Below are 17085 nucleotides of genomic sequence, written 5' to 3'. Positions count from 1 at the left end.
GGGATTAACCGTGCGATCCATCTGGAACGGCGCAATCTCCTTCGGTCTGGTCAACATCCCGATCAAGCTCGTGAACGCCACCGAGAGTCACTCGATCTCCTTCCGGCAGATCCATTTGGCGGACGGCGGCCGAATTCGTTACCGGAAGGTCTGCGAGCTGGACGAGGAGGAGGTCACCTCCGCCGAGATCGGCAAGGCGTACCAGGACGCGGACGGCTCGATGATCCCGATCACGGACGACGATCTGGCCCAGCTCCCGCTGCCGACGGCGAAGACGATCGAGATCCTCGGATTCGTGCCCGAGTCCTCGATCGATCCGCTCCAGGTGGGCTCGGCGTACTACATCGCGGCGAACGGCGTGCCCGCCGCCAAGCCGTACACACTGCTGCGCGAGGCCCTGAAGCGGAGCGAGAAGGTGGCGATCGCGAAATTCGCCCTCCGGGGGCGCGAGCGGCTGGGCATGGTGCGGGTTCTCGGCGATGTCATCGCCCTGCACCAACTGCTGTGGCCGGACGAGATCCGGCAGCCGGAGGGGGTGGCGCCGGAGACCGACGTCAGCATCCGGGACGCCGAACTCGACCTGGCCGACGCCCTGATGGACACGCTCGGCGAGGTCGAACTGGAATCGCTGCACGACGACTACCAGGAAGCCGTCGAGGAGCTGATCGCCTCCAAGGCGGCGGGCGGCGAGGTGCGGGCGCCGGAGGGGGCGGGGGAGCGGCCCGGGGGCAAGGTCCTGGACCTGATGGCGGCGCTGGAGGGCAGTGTGCGGGCGGCGAAGGAGTCGCGGGGCGAGGGGGGCGAGGGGGAGAAGGAGGACGCGGAGGTGACGCATCTGCCCAGCCGCAAGAGAGCGGCGGGCGGGAAGAAGGCCGCGTCGAAGACGACTTCCAAGACCGCCAAGAAGACGGCCTCGAAGTCCGCGTCGAAGACGGCTTCCAAGACGGCCGCGAAGAAGACGGCGCAGAACAGGAGCGCCGCGAAGAAGACGGCGGCCAAGAAGACCGCGGCCAAGAAGACGACGGAGAAGAAGGCCCCGGCGCGCAAGCGCGCCTCCGCCTGAAGGCGTCGCAGGCGGCGCGGCGGCGGGGCCGGGGCGGTGCGGCGTGGTCCGGTGAACGCGTCGAACGTCCTCAGCGGCCCGGTGCGTCCCGCAGGGCGAAGTCGTCCGGCAGCGGTGTGCCGAGCGCGTTGAGCGCGTCGACCAGTTTCTTCTCCTCGTACGTGAAGTGGGACTCCACCAGCGCGACGAGACCGTCCAGCTCACCCCGGACTCGGCGCGCCTCGGCGGCGTCCGGCGCGGGACCGACGCCGTCGATCAGGTCCTGGAGCCGGCCGAGCATGCCGGTCACCATGTGGTGGTCGTGGGCGAGCTGTTCGAGCACGGGCTCCAGCTCGGGGAACTGCCGCGCCATGGCGGGGAAGACGGTCTCGTCCTCCGCCGTGTGGTGCCGGGTCAGGGCGGAGCAGAACGCGAGGCAGTGCGCCCCTAGCTCGCGCGGGCGCTCACCGTCACCCGCGAGGTAGTCGTCCACGTCGTCCTGGAGCCGGGCAAGCTCCTCGCGGAGCCAGATGTGCACGTCGATGAGTTGATTCCCGAACGCCGCGAGGCGGTCGCCCGGTGCCGAGTGGGTCCCCATCTCCGCATCGTATGCGGGTTATTGATTCTGTTGGATTTTGTGCGACAGACCCTGGCGGTTCCGGGGAATCGCGGTGGACAATCCGGGGCGCGGGCGCCCCTTCAGGCTCAGCCCTGTCATCACCAACTCGCGCCCCATGTTTGCCCGTTGGGCCCGGCTCCGAGTGAGAGGGACAAGCGATGACGAACAGCAGACCGACAGCAGCGCATCGATGGCGTGCCGCCTGCACGACCGCGCTCGCGGGGGTGCTCTGCCTGGGGACCCCGGCGGCGGCGCAGGGCGACGCGAGCAAGCCCCGCCCCGGCGGCTCCGCCTGGACCGTGTCCCGCGGCGGGCCCGCCGCCACCGTACGGCTCGACCCCGCCGACGGCTCCGTCACCGTCGCCGTACGCGACGGGGGCCGTACCCTCGTCGAGCCCTCGCCCGTCGGCATCGTCACCGAGGACGCCGACCTGACGCACGGGCTGCGTCTGGTGGACCGGAAGGACCGCGGGGTCGCCGAGCGGTACACCACCGTCGTCGGCAAGGAGCGCCGCCGGACCGTCGACATGGCCGAGTCGCGCTTCACCCTGGAAGGGGCGGGCGGGGCCCGGGTCGACCTGGTCGTGCGCGCGGCCGACGACGGGGTCGCGTACCGCTATGTGCTCCCCGCCGGAGCGGGGGGCGGCGCCGTGCTGCGCGAGGCGTCCGGCTTCGTCCTGCCGGACGACGCGCCCGCCCGGCTGAGCGACTACTCGGTCAACTACGAGCAGCCGTACGACGGTACGACCGCCGCCGGCGCTTCGAGCGGCCAGTACGCCTACCCCGCGCTCTTCGAGGTCGGCGACGACCACGTACTGCTCTCCGAGGCGGACGTCGACGGCCGCTACCCCGCGAGCCGTCTCGTCCACACGGCGGGCAGCGGCAGCTACGACGTCGCCCTGGCCGACCCGTCCGTGCCCATGCCCACCGACGGCCCCCTCGCGACCCCCTGGCGGACCGTGATCGCGGGCGATCTGGCGACCGTGACCGAGTCCACTCTCGTGGACGATCTGGCCCCGCCCTCCCGCGTCGCCGACACCTCGTGGATCCGCCCCGGCACCGTCGCCTGGTCCTGGCTCGCCGGCTTCGGCGCGGCGCAGCGCAGCTTGGAGACCCAGCAGCGGTTCGTGGACTACGCGGCGGCGCACGGCTGGGAGTACTCCCTGGTGGACGACGGCTGGAACACCACCGACTGGATGCCCCAGCTGATGGAGTACGCCGAACGGCGCGGCGTGGGCGTCCTGTTGTGGATGCACTGGACCGATCTCGACACCGCCGCCGAGCGCACCGAGCAGCTCGACAAGGTCAAGAAGTGGGGCGCCGCCGGACTGAAGATCGACTTCATGGACTCCGACTCGCGCGAACGCATGGGGTGGTACGACGAGATCCTGCGGGAGACCGCCGACCGCGAGCTGATGGTCAACTTCCACGGCTCGACACTCCCGCACGGCATCCAGCGCACCTGGCCGCACGTCATGACGATGGAGGGCGTGCACGGCGCGGAGCAGGGCGACGTCCAGGCGGACGACATGGCGACGCTGCCCTACACCCGCAACGCGGTCGGCTCCATGGACTTCACCCCCATGGGCTTCCAGTTCGGCCGGCGCAACAACACCGAGGCCGCCGAGCTGGCGCTCTCCGTGGTGTACGAGTCCGGGTTCCAGAACTACGCGGGCAGCGTCGAGGCGTACCGGGCCCGGCCCGAGGTCGCGCGTTTCCTGGAGCAGGTCCCGACCGTCTGGGACGAGAGCCGGCTCGTCGCCGGGGCGCCGGGCGAGGCGGCGGCCTTCGCCCGCAGGAACGGCGACCGGTGGTTCGTCGGTTCCATCCGGGCGGGTGGCGCGGGTACGGAGCGGGTGCCGCTGGCGTTCCTGGGATCGGGCTCGTGGCGGGTCGACGTGGTGCGCGACGGCGCCGACGGGCTCGTCAGACAGAGCGAGGTGATGGACCGTCATGACGCTCTCACGGTGCCGGTGCTGGCGGACGGCGGCTTCGCCGCACAGATCTGCCGCGCCGTTCCCGGCCGGGGCGGCTGCGACCGGCCGGTGGACACGGTGCCGGTCGGCACACTGACCGTCACCCCCGCCAAGACCGACGCCCGGCCGGGAGAGACGGTCGGCATCGAGGCGGACTTCGTGCTGGACGAGGCCGGCCCCGCCGAGGACGTGACGCTCGGCGCCCGTACCCCCGACGGCTGGGCCGTCGACGGCGCCGGCGCGACGGCGGACGAGATGGCCGACGGCGCCGAACTGTCCGCGTCCTGGCGGGTCACGGTCCCCGACGACCCGGCGTACGGGGCGACGGAGATCCCGGTCACGGTCTCCTACCGGGACCCGGACGCCCGGCGGGGCGCACCGCCGCTGACGGTCGAGCGCACCGTACGCGTCTTCGTGGCGCGCGAAGGCACCGTGTACGTGAGCGCGCTGCCGTTCGTCTCCGAGAAGAACGGCTGGGGCCCGGTCGAGCGCGACCTCTCCAACGGCGAGAACGGCGCGGGCGACGGCGGCCCGCTGCGGCTGGGCGACACCACGTACGACAAGGGGCTCGGGGTGCACGCCCAGTCCGAGGTGACGATCGACCTGAACGGCGGGTACGACCGTTTCGCCGCCCGGGCCGGTATCGACGAGGAGAAGCCGGACAAGGGCTCGGTGGTCTTCGAAGTGCTCGGCGACGGGCAGGTGCTGGCCCGCAGCGGTGTGCTGGGGCCGACGGACGCGGCGCACGCGTTCGACGTCGACGTGAGCGGGGTGCGGCAGCTGACGCTGCGTGTGACGGACGGCGGCGACGGCATCGACTCCGACCACGGGGACTGGGCCGACGCCCAACTGCTGGAGAAGTAGGCGTGGATCCGGACGGGCCGCCGGGTGGTGGCCCGTCCGGAACGGTCTCCCCGGCTCCGCCGGACCGGGCCTACGGGTCCGGCGGGGCCGGGACGAAGACGCTCAGCCGGTAGGTGGTCGGCAGCCGTGACCGGCCGCGGAACGTGTCGAGCCGGAACATCGAGGGGTCCTTCACCTCGTGCTCGGCGATACGGCGCCGGACCTCGGTCCGCCACCGCGCCTCGTCGGCGGTCTCGAAGACGACCGCCCAGCGCCCCGGCCCCAACTCGGTGTCCGAGGGGCCCCGTTGCCGCTCCCGGCTCCGTCCGCGCTTCCGCTGTCCCGGCACGTGTCCAGCTTCGCAATCCCGGGGCCCCTCGGCAATCGCAACGGCATACGTCACTCGAATAGGATTTCACCCCAGTGTCACCACCAGCAGCACCAACAACTTCAACCGAGTGGAGAAAAGGTATGCGTGGAGGCAACGTCGCCGTGGTCGGCGGCAGCATAGCGGGGTGTGCCACGGCTCTGGCCGTGTCTCGTGGCGGAGCCGAGAAGGTCACCGTCTTCGAACGGGCCGACGCCGAACTCCGTGACAGGGGCGTCGGAATAGCCCTCCACGACGCCCGCTACAAGGAGCTGGAGAGCGCCGGATACGTGGCGCCCGAGATGCCGTGGGCGCCGCTGACCCGCCGTGTGTGGACGGTGCGGGACGGCGAGTCGGAGTACGGACGGGCCGTCGGCGAGCAGCCGTTCCCCTTCCGCGCCTACAACTGGGGCTCGCTCTGGAGTGAGTTGCGGCGGCGGGTGCCCGAAGCGGTCACCTACCGTTCGGGAGCGCTCGTCAGCGAGGTGGAGCCCGATTCCGACGGTGTGACCCTGCGACTCGCCGACGGGCAGAAGGAACGTTTCGACGCCGTGGTCGGCGCCGACGGATACCGCTCCGTCGTGCGCGACGCCATGTTCCCCGGCCGCGGCGCGGCGTACGCCGGCTACATCGGCTGGCGCGGCACGTCCGCCGACGTCGCCGATCTCCCCTCCGACGGCGACGACGCGCACAACGTGGTCTTCCCCGGCGGCCACTGCATGATCTACCGCATCCCGGACGGCGTGGGCGGCCACCGGCTCAACTGGGTCCTCTACACCACCCCGCCCGAGTCCGAGGGCCTCCATCCCGACCTCCAGACGCCGACCTCGCTGCCGCCCGGCCGGCTCAACTCGGAGCTCACCGCCCACCTGAGGGCCCTGGTGGCGGACAACTTCCCGCCCTACTGGGCGGCCAGGGTGCTGCGTACGCCCGCCGAGACCACGTTCATCCAGCCCATCTACGACCTGGAGGTGCCGCACTACACCTCAGGTCGGATGCTCCTCGTCGGTGACGCCGCCAGCGTCGCCCGGCCGCACATCGGTGGCGGCAGCGTGAAGGCGCTCCAGGACGCCAGCGCCCTGGAAACCGCCGCGGTGGCCGGGGGGAGCTGGAAGGAGGTCCTGGAGTCCTACGACATCAGCCGTGGCCCCGTCGGCGCGGCCATGGTCGCGCTGGCCCGCAGGATGGGCAGCGCCCAGGTCGAGAACACCCCGGACTGGAGCGCGATGGACAAGGCGGGGTTCGACGCGTGGTGGCAGGACCAGAACAGCGGCTCCGACCGCGGCAGCGGCTTCGGCGGCCACAGCCTGAAGCGCCCGTAGCGGACCGACCATGAACTGACAGGACATCAAAAGACGCCGGGCGGGCCGCACATGCGGCCCGCCCGGTGCCGGCGGAGCTTCGACGAGCCGCGTGATTCAGCGCGCGGCGGTCCGCACCGGAGTCAGCTCCAGTGCCTCGTGCAGCGCCGTCGGATCGGTCCGGGCGTCGGCACCGTCCACCCGCAGGGTCACCCGTCCCGACGTGAGGACCGTGACCGTACGGGCGCACTCGGCGGCCTGCGCGGGGCTCGGTGAGACCAGCAGCACGGCGATGCCCTCCCGCGCCAGCGTGCCGACCAACTCGTAGACCCGCTTGGCCAGCAGCGGCGCGAGCCCTTCCGTGGGCTCGTCCAGCAGCAGCACGCTCGGCGAGCCGAGCAGCGCGCGGGCCAGGGCGAGCGTCTGCTGTTCGCCGCCGGACAGATCCGTGCCCCGGTTGCCCCGGCGCTCACCCAGCCGGGGCAGCAGCTCCAGGACGCGCTCCGGGGTCCACCGGCTGGGCCGGGTCGTGTCGCCGCGGCCCGGCGGGCGGTAGGAGAGCCGCAGATGCTCCGCGACGGTGAGCCCGGCGAAGACCCGGCGGCCCTGCGGTACGAGACCGATCCCTGCACGCGCCACCTTGTGCGCGGGCTGCCCGGTCATCTCCCGGCCGTTCAGCCGCACGGAGCCCGCGGAGGGGCGGATGAGGCCCGCCACGGTGTGGACGAGGGTGGTCTTGCCCGCCCCGTTGTGGCCCACGATCGCGTGGACGGAGCCGGCGGGCACCGTCAGGTCGAGGTCGTGCAGGACGGTGCCGCCGTGGTAGCCCGCCGTCAGACCGGTGAGTTCCAGCATCGGTCGTCGCCTCACCCTCTCGCTTGTGCTGTGTCGCGGTCACCGTCGGGGGCGGCCTCGGGCGCGCCGTCACGGGCGGCGCCGGCCGCGGTCGCGTGGTACGCGTCGCGGACCTCCGGGTGGGCGAGCGCCTCCTTGGTCGGCCCGGTGATCAGGACCCGTCCGGCCGCCAGCACGGTCACCGTTTCCGCGAGTTCGGCGACGACCTCGACATGGTGCTCCACCAGGATGATGGCGACGCTCGAAGGCAGACCGCCCAGGATCGTGAGCAGACGGCCGATGTCGCCGTCGGTCAGCCCGGCCGCGGGCTCGTCGAGCAGCAGCAGACGCGGGTCGCCCGCGAGGGCCGCCGCGAGGTCGAGCATGCGGCGCTGGCCGTGGGACAGGTCGGCCGCGGGGCGGGCGGCGGCGTCGGCGAGGCCGACGGTCTCCAGATGGCGGGTGGCGGACTCGGCGTGCCGCCGGTAGCGGGAGGGCCGCCACCACGCGCCCCGGCGCAGCGGATGGTGCCGCCAGCCGGCCAGCACGATGTTGTCCAGCACCGACAACTCGCCTATGACGGACGGCTGCTGGAAGCTGCGGGCGATCCCGAGACCGCTCCGCCTGGCCGTCGCCGTACGGGTGATGTCGGTGCCGCCCATGGCGATGGTGCCGTGGTCGGGGCGGTCGGTACCGGCGATGAGGTTCAGCAGGGTGGTCTTGCCGGCACCGTTGGGCCCGATGACGGCGTGCCGTGCTCCGGCCGGCAGCCGGAGGCTGACGTCGTCGACGGCGGTGAGGCTCCCGTACCGCCGGGTGAGGTTCTTCAGGTCCAGCACAGGTGCCGTGGACGGTGTGGTGGACGGTGCTGAGGTGGCTGTCATGGGGCGACCTTCCCGGCCGGAACGCTGTCGTGGTCGGCCGGGAGTTGATCCGCCTTCGCCGCTCCCCGCCCGCCAGGACCGGACCCGAGGCGCAGCCCGGCCAGACCGCGCGGCAGCAGATAGACGGCGGCGACGAACAGCGCGCCGAGCAGCAGCGGCCCGTGGCCGGGCCACGAACCGGCCACCCAGTCACGGGTGAAGACGATGAGTCCGGCACCGAGCAGGGCGCCGATCACGGATGTGCTGCCCCCGATGACGGCGGCCAGCAGCGCGAACGCCGCGATCTCGAAGCCGACGTCGGCGGGGGAGAGGTACTGCTGGACGGTGACCATCAGGGAACCGCCGACCCCGGCCAGCGCCCCCGCGCCGATGTGCGCGATCAGCAGATAGCGCCCCACCGGATGGCCGGACGCGCGCATCCGCGCCTCGGCGTTACGGGTGCCGGTCAGCAGCTTGCCGGCCGGCGAGCGCAGTACGAGCACGGTCACGACGACGGCGATGACCGCGACGGCGAGCGCGTAGTTGTAGACCTCGCTCTCCTCGACCATCCCCTCCCCGCCGAACAGCGCCTGCGTGGGCGGGAAGCCGACGAGGCCGTCGGCGCCGCCGGTGAGGGACTTGAGCTGATTGATGGCCGCGCTCGCCAGCTCGCCGATGGCGAGCGTGATCATCAGGACCGTGGTCCCCCGGGCCCGGATCACCGCGGGCCCCGTCACCAGCGAGAACAGCGCGGCGGCGATGGCCGCGACGACGATCTGGACCGGCCCCGCGGTCCACCCCGCGTCGGCGAGATTGGCGGTGGCGTACGCGCCGACGGCGAACGGCGCGGTCTGGCCGAGGGTCGGCAGCCCGGCGTAGCCGGTGAGGATGGCGACGCTGATCGCCAGCAGCCCGAGGGCCAGCGCGGAGCCGGCCAGCGACAGGGTGTACTCGTCGAGGAGCGTCGGCAGAGCGATGAGCAGGACGAGGAGGGCGAGCAGCGGCGCGGCCTTACGGCCCCGCGCGGCGAGGCCGCCGTCGTCGGGACCGCCGCGGAGCAGCCGCGACAACGGCCCGCCGCTCGCGGACGGTACGGGCTCCCGCTTGTCGGCGGCAGCCTTTCCCGTGACGGCCTTCTCCGCAGCCGCAGCCGGACCCGCAGCCGGACCCGCACCCGCACCGCGCCGCCCCGAGAACGAGGCGGAGAGCCGTCGCCGCAGCCACTCCACCGGGTCCGAGCCGCCCTCGCCGCCGTGCGCCCCCGCCGTCGCCGGCTCGGTGAACCGGGACCGCAGGATCAGCACGGCGGCCATGGCCGCGAACAGCAGGTAAGGCGCCAGGTCCGGCGCGAGGGAGACACCGAGCGTCTGCACCTCGCCGACCGCGATCGCCGCGAGCAGCGTCATCCACAGCGACCGCAGCCCACCGAGCACGACCACGACGAGCGAGAGCATCAGCACCGTGTCGGCGGTGCCGGCGCCCGGCCCGATGATGGGCGCGCCGAGCACTCCGGCGGCCCCGGCCAGCGCACCCGCGGCGGCCAGGACCCCGGTGTGCACGGCGCGCGGGCTGTGCCCGGTGGTGGCAAGCATCTGCGGGTCGTCGGCGGAGGCCCGTACGGCCGCCCCCACCCGGGTGCGGGTGAGCACCCACGTACCGAACGCCGCGAGCAGCACGGCCATGAGGATGAAGCAGAGCCGGTACGCGGGGTACCGGTGGCCCAGCAGCGTCACCGAGGAGTCGAGCGCCTCGGGGACGCGTACCGGTAGGTCGTCGGCCCCGAAGAACTCGATCAGCAGATTGCCACCGATCAGGGCCAGTCCGAACGTCAGCAGTGCTTGCGCGAGATGCCCACGACGGGCCAGGGGGATCGTCGCCGCGGACAGACCGGCTCCGGCGGCGGCCGCCGCCGCGGTTCCGGCCGCGAGTCCGACGGCGAGACCGCCCCATGTCCCGTCGCTCAACTCGGCACCGGTATAGGCACCGATCGCGTACAACGTGCCGTGCGAAAGGTTCAGTACGCCCGCGGTGCCGAAGGCGAGACTCAGGCCGGCGGCGACGACGAACAGCAGCAGCCCGTAGGCCACGCCGTCCACCACCGGCACGAAGTGGGCATCAAGGAGATTCATTTCAGCTGCCGAGCGTCGCCAGGTCCTGGACCATGACGTTGGCGAGCTGGTCGCCGTCCTTGCGCACCTGGCGCAGGTACCACTGCTGCACCGGCGAGTGCGCCTTGTCGCCGAACTCCCAGGCGCCGCGCGGGCTGTCGATCTGGCCGAGAGCGCCGATGGCGGTGTTGATGGTCTCCGGCGTCACCTCGCCCTTGTCGGCGGCGTCGGCGATCGCCTGGTCCAGCACGGCGGCGGCGTCGTACGAGGCCATCGCGAAGGTCGTCGGCTGGGTGTCGTGCTTGGCGGTCCAGTCGGCGGCGAACTTACGGTTGGCCTCGTTGTCGAGGTCGGCCGCGTAGTTCAGGACCGAGTAGACGTCCTTCGCCGCGTCGCCCTGCGCCTGGAGGACACTGCCCTCGGTGACGAAGGCCGTGTACAGCGGCAGATCGGCGACATCGGACTGCGCGTACTGCTTCGCGAAGTCGATCGCGGCCTTACCGGCGTAGAAGCAGTACACCGCCTTCGCGTCCGTCTTCGCGATGTCCGCGAAGTACGGCATGAAGTTGGTGGTCTTCGGGAACGGCGTCCACTTGGTCTCGCCGTCCGGGTTGGCGAGCTTGCCGCCGACCCTCTTGAACTCCTCGGTGAAACCGCGCAGTTCGTCGTAGCCACCCTGGTAGTCGGGGCCGATCGCGTAGACCGGTCCGTCCACCTTCTCCTTGATGTACGGGGCGATGGCCTTGCCGGGCTCGTCGGAGAGGAAGCTCGTCGTCCAGACGTACTTCATGTCCTTGACCGGCGGGCGGGCGTTCGACCCGAGCAGCGGGATCTTCGCCTGGTCGATCAGCGGCAGCACCGCGTTGACCGAACCACCGCCGACGAGACCGGTCAGCGCGTCGACCTTGTCCTTCTTGATCAGCTTGGTGGCCGCGGGGACCGCGGTGGGCGGACCGTCGCCCTCGTCCGCCACCACCAGCTCGGCCTTCCGGCCGCCCAGCTTGTTGTCATGGGTGGCCAGGTACAGCTCGAAGCCCTTGCGCAGCTCCGTGCCGACCGCCTCGTAGGTACCTGACAGCGACGCCACCAGGCCGATCTTCACTGTGTCGTCGCCGGCGCCGCTGTCGCTGCTGCACCCGGTGACGGCTGCCAGACCGAGTGCGATGGCGGCCGCGCCGACCGGCCGGACTCTGCGGCGGCCTCGCGGTAGGGATATGTCGAAGAACATTGAGGGCTCTCATCGGGAGGAAGGAAAAAACGGAAACGAGCGGGCGGAACACGTACGGCAAGAGAACCGGACGGTGGGGCTTGGACGACCCGGACGTCAGCGCAGGGGCTGGACGTTCGCGTCGCCGCGTACCTGGGGGGTCAGGGAGTCGCCGACCTGGTTGATCAGTTCGGACATCATGTAGCTGACCTCGCCGATGTCCGCGTCCCTGGTGGTCGTCACCAGCAGGGACGCGCCGCTCGATACGGCCATCGAGAACATGTAACCGCCCTCCATGGCGGTCAGGCTGTGCTCGACGGGGTCGGTGTTGGTCAACTGGGCAGCCGCGGAAAGCAGGTTGACGACACCCGACGCGATGGCGGCCAGCCGGTCGGCGTCGTCTCGCTCCACCCCGGTGTAGGCCAGCGCAAGTCCGTCCACGGACACGGCTATCGCCTGCGTGACCTCCGGAATACGTCCGGCGAAGCCACTCAGGATCCAGCTGAGGTCGGTGGGTGAGGTCGTCATTTTTTGCTCCGTTGGGTGTCGTCGTCAGTGGCGGAGCGCCCGCGGTGGCTCGTGCTCCTGTTGATCCCCTGTGCGTAGGCCGCAAGGACGTCAGAGACTTGTCGGGAGTCCCGGCGGCGGGGTGGCTTGGGTGCCGCGCCGGATCGCTGTTCGGCGCCGTCGCGCTTGCCCAGGGTGGGCCACTGCTTGGGCGTGTTGCGCTGCCGCAGCGGCAGTCCTGAGGAACTGACTCCGGCGATCCGGGAGACCGGCTCGGCGTGGACGGGGTGCTGGGACGGCTTGTTGGCGCGCTCGCGCTCGTCGCCCTGGGGGTTGCCCTTGGCGTCGCCGCGTGAACTCCCCGGAACCCGCGAGTCGGTCGACCCGCCCGATCCCTGGGACCCGTTGCCGCCGGACGCCCCGGCACCGGCCGGGCTGTAGTCGCCCGCGCCGACGGTCTGCCGGCGGCCGAGCTGTCCGGGCGCGGTGATCGGGCGCGGTGCCTCGTACCGCACACCGGGACGCTCCCCGAGCGCGCCCTGCATGGGCGGCGGCGCCGTCTCCTTCGGAGCCGGCGCCAGCACGTTGGCCGGCAGGGTGACCTCGGCGATCGTGCCCGGACCTGACGAGTCGCGCAGTTCGACGACGATGCCGTGCCGGGCGGCGAGCCGCGCCACCACGTGCAGACCCATGGAACGCACGTCGCCGATGCCGGACTTCGGCTCCAGCAGACCCTTGTTGAGGGTGGCGCGCCGATCGGCGGTGATGCCGACGCCCTCGTCGACTATCTGCACGACCGCCCGGTCCCACAGCCGCCAGACCGCGACCCCGACCTGCTTGTCCGGGGGCGAGAAGCGCGTCGCGTTGTCGAGGAGCTCGGCCAGGATGTGCGCGACGTCGTGGACCACGCGCGCCGCGATGCCGATGCCCGATTCGATGACACCGAGCGAGACCCGGTCGAAGCGTTCGATCTGCTGCGCGGCGGCCACGATCACCGTCGAGCAGGAGATGTCCGCGGACCGCACCCGGCCGTGGCCGTAACCGCCAAGCACCAGAAGGTTGTTGGTGTTGCGCTCCATGCGGATCGCGAGGTGGTCGAGCGCGAACAGGATCTTCATACGCTCGGGGTCGGCCTCGTCGCGCTGCACCGCGTCCAGTTCGGACACCATGACGGTGGTCAACTGGGCGCCCCTGCGGGCGACACCGACCAGAGTCTCGGCGAACTGCTCGTGGATATGGGCCTGTTGGGCGGCCAGACGTACGGCCTCGTGGTGAACGGCGTTGAACGCCTCACCGACCTCGCCGATCTCGTCCAGACCCGTGGTCTTCACCGGGTTGCCGGACCGTTCGGCGACCTGCTCGGGCGTGGCACCGCTGAGCGCCCCGGGCTGGGACAGCTCGGTCATCACCTGAGGCAGACCCGTGTGGGCCACCTCGTGGGCGGCGTTGCGCAGATCCCGCAGCCGGCGGATCATCACACGGCCGAGCCGGATGGCGACGACGACGGCGCTGATGAGCGTGAGCAGCACCAGCGTCACCTCGCCGCCGGCCAGCCAGGCGAGCGTGGTGCGCGTCTCGGTGACCGTGCCGAGCACGGAGGTGTCGATACGCTTCTCGACCGAGCGCAGCAGGGTCAGCCGGTCGGCCGACGCCTTCTGCCACTCCCCGGACTTGACGGTGAGTTCCTGGTCGGGTGCGGTGCGGCCCACCTCGTCCTCGAGCCGGCGCGCCTCCAGGGCCTTCGTGCCCGAGAGTGTGTGCTCCAGCCAGGTCCGCCACTGCTGCGGACCCAGGTCGAACAGCACGCCGGTCGCGTCGGTATAACCGAGCCTGGTCGCGTCGAAGGTCCGCTTGGATGCCTGGGTGAAGCCACCCGTGGCCTGCGCCCTCATCACCGCGACCTGCTGCTGGCCGATGTGCTCGGAGGCCCGCGACAGCGCGGCGGCGGCACGGATCCGGTCGGCCACGTCGGAGTCCACGCCGTCGGCCTGCGCGATTCCGTCGCGATAGTCGATGAGGTCGGCGATCACGATCCGGTAGCCGAAGGTCAGTGCGGTGACGGTGCTTCCTCCGGAGCGCACCTGGGCGCGCAGGGAGGGCAATTCATCGATGAATTGGTCGATACGGTCCAGAGCGCGCTGCGCGTTGCCCGGTACGGACGACAGGCTTCCGAGCTGAGAACGGAATGTGGCGACACTCTTGTCCGTCGCGTTGGAACTTTCGCGGAAGGCGTCCGTATCTCCTTGAGTGGAGACCAGTGCGGTCGCGGACGCGCGCTCACGTTGCAGATGGTGCGTCAACTCGCTCACGGAGGAGGCGACATCGACCATGGCCGTGAGCCGATTGGCCTGGAGCGCCTGGTTGGTCGCGGGAGCGAGGGCCAGCACCGCGAAGGTGACGGCCACTACGAGAGGCACGGTGACCAGCAGGACGAGGCGACGATTGATTTTCACTGCGCGGCTCCATCGCCGGAACCGGTGCTGAGTATCGGTGACACGCAGATACCTATTAACGGGTTGGGGGGTGTCGGTGGGGATCGCGAGTAGATCGTGTGCAACGTTACGGAAGGGACTGGCGAGGCCCCCGTGGCGCGGCTTGATCCTATGCTGTAGCACCTCGTTACGGACGCGTACATCCGCGAAAAATGACGGTGCCCAAGCGGCCATGAACGGTCCAACTCGGCCGGAAAACAGGGCAGAAGAAGCCCTCGGAGCCGTAAGCGGAATCATCGAATCGTTTCAACTCCGCACCCCTCGCCCCAGCCCACCGGTACCTGGCACCCCCCTGCCGGACGGTCACCGGAATGTCCTCCACCACGCTTCGGCGTGGCGACTTGACTGGGGTGCCAACTTCCGGAGTGTCCTTGCGGAAGGGGGAGAATCACAGGGGCTTCAATTGCCCTCTAGGGGGCGGCATTTCGGTCGCCCGGGGACAAGCCGCAGCGGCCATGTGCCGGGCGGATGCGGCGAGTTGGCGGGCCGCGTGGGGGCTCCGCGGGGTAAAGCCGGTCGACTCCGGCGCCGCGGCGGGAGGGAAAAGTAGACCGTCCGGATCGGTGTTTCCACTGGCCCCGAGGCTTTGTCCGCAATCGGCCATGGCGGGATCCGAACGCATATGCCCGGCTCCGGAAGCTGCCCTTCCGCGAGGAGATCGCGTGGAGAAGCGGTGTTGGGCCTGAGGTTGAATCAGCGCGAAGTGTGGAGTGACGCAAGTCACGTTACATCTGGCGGAGTTTGAGGAGTCCGCCCAAAGCCTCACCGCGGCCCATACGGAGACAACACCGGGCGTTCGGGCCCGCCACGGGGCGGCGTCGAAGGGGCGGTGGCGAGGGGCTCGACCGGCGACGCGCGGCAGGGGGGCGGAGCGCGACGCCTCGCGAGGGCGGTTGTCTCCGGACGGCCGGACCCCGACGAACCGCATCCGCGCGACGCGCCCGGGACCTCGCCGGGGCGCGACGCGCCCGGCACCGATCACAGAGAGTCGCCGAACATGACAAAAGACCCCCCGATCCGGCATCTCGCCTGATCAGAGGGTCTTTGCGGCACCTGAACCACGGTGCCCCCGGCAGGATTCGAACCTGCGCACCCGGCTCCGGAGGCCGATGCTCTATCCCCTGAGCTACGGGGGCGTGTCGCCGTGGACCTTGGCGACAGGTGAAACCCTACCAGCCCTCATGGGGTCGTCGTGAACAGGTATTTGGCGTGGTGAGGGCGAGCCGGGCAGCGGGCCGCGCGTCCCCCGCGCGAGGGGAGAAGTGGGGAAAACCCGGACGCGGCCCGGGAGGCGGACCTACTCTCAAGTTGTGTCAGGCGTGTCAGGCCGTGTGCTCGTTGTCGACGACAACAGGGTCATCCGGCAGTTGATCAGGGTCAACCTGGAGCTGGAGGGCTTCGAGGTCGTGACCGCGGCCGATGGTGCCGAGTGCCTGGACGTCGTTCACCAGGTCAGGCCCGATGTGATCACCCTCGACGTCGTCATGCCGCGCCTCGACGGGATCCGCACCGCCGCCCGGCTGCGGGCCGATCCGATGACCTCGCACCTGCCCGTCGCGATCATCAGCGCCTGTACGCGGTACGAGGTGGAGACCGGGATGGCCGCCGGCGTGGACGCCTTCCTCGCCAAGCCGTTCGAGCCGGCCGAGCTCGTCAGGGTCGTCCGCCAGCTGATGCGCCGGGAGGGCCCGCCGTCCTTGGACGGCAGGCATGAAGTCGGGCGTGCGGGGAGCACGCCCCGAAGCGCACGCGGCTGACACCCTCGGCCGGCGCACGCCGCCGCCGGGCGGGAGGGCGCGCGAGCCCCGAGCCCCCCAGCCCCGGGGTACCGCCCGTATCGCGAAACTGGTTCGCGAAGACGCCCCCCTCCTCCCATACGCTTGTCCCGTGACCCCCGCCGACCTCTCCCGAACCGTGCTGCACGCCGTGCGCCGCGCGGTCGACGAGGGCGTACTGGCCGGGCCCGTACCGGAGAGCGTCCAGGTCGGGCGCCCCGGTCCCGGAGGCAGCGGCGACTACGCGACCTCGGTGGCGCTCCGGCTCGCGGGCCCCGCCCGCCGCACGCCCCTCGACGTCGCTCAGATCCTCCGTACCGAGATCCTGCGCTGCGCGCCGGGCCTCTCCCGCGTCGACGTCACCGGACCCGGCTTCCTCAACTTCACGCTCGCCCCCGCCGGCCGCACCGCACTCGTCCGCGCGGTCCTCGACGCCGGGATCCGTTACGGATACGGGGACACCCTCGCCGGTACCACCGTGGTCCTCGCCCCCGCCGGTGAACTGCGCGCGGCCGTCCGGACCGAGACCGTCCTGCGGCTGCTGCGCGCGCAGGGCGCCGACGCGCGCACCGGCGACGACGCCACGGAGCGGCTGCCGGTACGGCCGGTGCCCGCCGCCCTCGCGGGTGACCTCTTCGCCCGCCTCGGGCCGGACGCCGCCCGCTGGGGCCTGCTGCGGCCCGCCGCCCACGACCGGCCCCTGACCGGTGACGACCTTCTCGTACAGCACGAGAGCAACCCCCTGTTCACGGTGCGGTACGCCCACGCCCGTACCCACGCCCTCGTCCGTAACGCCGCCGCCCTCGGCATCCCGGGGGACGGCGGAGCGGCGGGGGCCGTCGAACCGGAAGCCCACGCGCTTCTCGACAGCATCGGCGACCACCCCGGCGTACTCGCCGACGCCGCCCGCCTGCGCGCCCCCGACCGGGTCGCCCGCCATCTCGAACGCACCGCGGAGGCCTTCCTGTACTTCCAGGAGACCTGCCGCCCGCTGCCCGTCGGCGACGAGAAACCCTCGGCCGCCCACCGGTCCCGGCTCGCACTCGCCGAAGCCGCCGGGGCGGTGCTGGCCGGTGGCCTCACCCTCCTCGGCGTCGACGCGCCCGAACATCTCTGATGCTGTCCGCCGAGGCGGCCGCATCCGACGCACA

Annotated in this window: 13 protein-coding genes and 1 tRNA gene; 5 read left to right on the top strand and 9 right to left on the bottom strand. The window is 71.4% G+C overall.

Annotation, left to right across the window (positions count from 1 at the left end; all coding sequences use genetic code 11):
• Positions 1-10: 10 nt before the first annotated feature.
• Positions 11-1063, top strand: coding sequence for a Ku protein (locus tag ACIBBB_RS15985; protein WP_398982237.1), 1053 nt, complete (start codon positions 11-13; stop codon positions 1061-1063).
• A 70-nt stretch (positions 1064-1133) separates the two neighbouring features.
• Here the strand turns inward: ACIBBB_RS15985 and ACIBBB_RS15980 are convergent, their stop codons facing one another.
• The gene (locus ACIBBB_RS15980) at positions 1134-1640 is read right to left on the bottom strand and encodes a hemerythrin domain-containing protein (protein ID WP_398982235.1); all 507 of its coding nucleotides are present in this window, start codon (positions 1638-1640) and stop codon (positions 1134-1136) included.
• 179 nt (positions 1641-1819) lie between these two features.
• Between ACIBBB_RS15980 and ACIBBB_RS15975 the strand changes: the two genes are divergently transcribed.
• Complete coding sequence (locus tag ACIBBB_RS15975; RefSeq protein ID WP_398982233.1) at positions 1820-4501, top strand: glycoside hydrolase family 97 catalytic domain-containing protein; 2682 nt, start codon at positions 1820-1822, stop codon at positions 4499-4501.
• Between the two features lie 70 nt (positions 4502-4571).
• Here the strand turns inward: ACIBBB_RS15975 and ACIBBB_RS15970 are convergent, their stop codons facing one another.
• Positions 4572-4829 (bottom strand): hypothetical protein, encoded by a 258-nt coding sequence (locus ACIBBB_RS15970; RefSeq protein ID WP_398982231.1) that lies wholly within the window; start codon positions 4827-4829, stop codon positions 4572-4574.
• A 122-nt stretch (positions 4830-4951) separates the two neighbouring features.
• Here ACIBBB_RS15970 and ACIBBB_RS15965 point away from each other — a divergent pair, with 122 nt between their 5' ends.
• Positions 4952-6169, top strand: a complete 1218-nt coding sequence (locus ACIBBB_RS15965) for an FAD-dependent monooxygenase (protein WP_398982229.1) — start codon at positions 4952-4954, stop codon at positions 6167-6169.
• 96 nt (positions 6170-6265) lie between these two features.
• Here ACIBBB_RS15965 and ACIBBB_RS15960 read toward each other — a convergent pair whose 3' ends face one another.
• The 7 genes from ACIBBB_RS15960 to ACIBBB_RS15930 form a co-directional block, all read right to left on the bottom strand.
• Positions 6266-7003 (bottom strand): ABC transporter ATP-binding protein, encoded by a 738-nt coding sequence (locus ACIBBB_RS15960; RefSeq protein WP_398982227.1) that lies wholly within the window; start codon positions 7001-7003, stop codon positions 6266-6268.
• A gap of 11 nt (positions 7004-7014) precedes the next feature.
• Complete coding sequence (locus ACIBBB_RS15955; protein WP_398982225.1) at positions 7015-7866, bottom strand: ABC transporter ATP-binding protein; 852 nt, start codon at positions 7864-7866, stop codon at positions 7015-7017.
• Positions 7863-9974 (bottom strand): branched-chain amino acid ABC transporter permease, encoded by a 2112-nt coding sequence (locus tag ACIBBB_RS15950; RefSeq protein WP_398982223.1) that lies wholly within the window; start codon positions 9972-9974, stop codon positions 7863-7865. Before ACIBBB_RS15950 ends, ACIBBB_RS15955 begins: the two co-directional genes overlap by 4 nt.
• 1 nt (position 9975) lies before the next feature.
• Positions 9976-11181, bottom strand: coding sequence for an ABC transporter substrate-binding protein (locus ACIBBB_RS15945; protein WP_398982221.1), 1206 nt, complete (start codon positions 11179-11181; stop codon positions 9976-9978).
• 96 nt (positions 11182-11277) lie between these two features.
• A complete protein-coding gene (locus ACIBBB_RS15940; RefSeq protein ID WP_398982219.1) occupies positions 11278-11688 on the bottom strand; it encodes a roadblock/LC7 domain-containing protein in 411 nt (136 codons plus the stop codon).
• Positions 11685-14120: a nitrate- and nitrite sensing domain-containing protein gene (locus tag ACIBBB_RS15935; RefSeq protein ID WP_398982217.1), complete on the bottom strand. Its 2436-nt coding sequence runs from the start codon at positions 14118-14120 to the stop codon at positions 11685-11687. Before ACIBBB_RS15935 ends, ACIBBB_RS15940 begins: the two co-directional genes overlap by 4 nt.
• A gap of 1103 nt (positions 14121-15223) precedes the next feature.
• Positions 15224-15295 (bottom strand) — tRNA-Arg (locus ACIBBB_RS15930).
• A gap of 183 nt (positions 15296-15478) precedes the next feature.
• Here ACIBBB_RS15930 and ACIBBB_RS15925 point away from each other — a divergent pair.
• Together ACIBBB_RS15925 and nrtL are read left to right on the top strand one after the other, a co-directional pair.
• A complete protein-coding gene (locus ACIBBB_RS15925) occupies positions 15479-15916 on the top strand; it encodes a response regulator (RefSeq protein WP_398982764.1) in 438 nt (145 codons plus the stop codon).
• A 130-nt stretch (positions 15917-16046) separates the two neighbouring features.
• Positions 16047-17051, top strand: a complete 1005-nt coding sequence (gene nrtL, locus ACIBBB_RS15920) for an ArgS-related anticodon-binding protein NrtL (protein ID WP_398982215.1) — start codon at positions 16047-16049, stop codon at positions 17049-17051.
• Positions 17052-17085 lie beyond the last annotated feature (34 nt).

The sequence above is a fragment of the Streptomyces sp. NPDC051217 genome (genome assembly GCF_044455465.1).
Lineage (GTDB): Bacteria > Actinomycetota > Actinomycetes > Streptomycetales > Streptomycetaceae > Streptomyces.
The sequence above is the reverse complement of the archived record's forward strand: the minus strand, read 5'-3'. Positions and strand labels throughout refer to the sequence as shown.